The 280-nt window shown below is 46.8% G+C and carries 1 protein-coding gene; it reads right to left on the bottom strand.

The window, feature by feature from the left end:
• On the bottom strand, positions 1-280 hold a 280-nt coding region (locus O4H47_RS17875), incomplete at both ends, for a hypothetical protein (RefSeq protein ID WP_269395382.1).

Here is a 280-nt window from a genome sequence, read left to right as displayed (position 1 = left end):
GATAAATGGCCGCTTCGTGGTCTGCAATCAACTCGATAGCTTCTCGCTCAGCGATTGAATACTGTTGTGAAGCGTTCACTTCTTCATGCCACTCTCGATATTTGACCTCATAAGGTTCTACCCACTTCAGAAGAGTCGCCACCAACTCTTGCCATGGTAAACCAATCCACTTGGTTGCATCTGCCAAGCCTTTATCAAACATCTCTTGGTGTCGGCTTTCGATATCCATGCCATTTGTCAGCAGTACAGGTTTGAGCTTTTCTGCGGTGAGTTCTTCCAC

The sequence above is a fragment of the Maritalea porphyrae genome (assembly GCF_027213965.1).
In the GTDB taxonomy this organism is placed as follows: Bacteria; Pseudomonadota; Alphaproteobacteria; order Rhizobiales; family Devosiaceae; genus Maritalea; species Maritalea porphyrae_A.
This window is presented reverse-complemented; position numbering and strand designations above follow the sequence as displayed.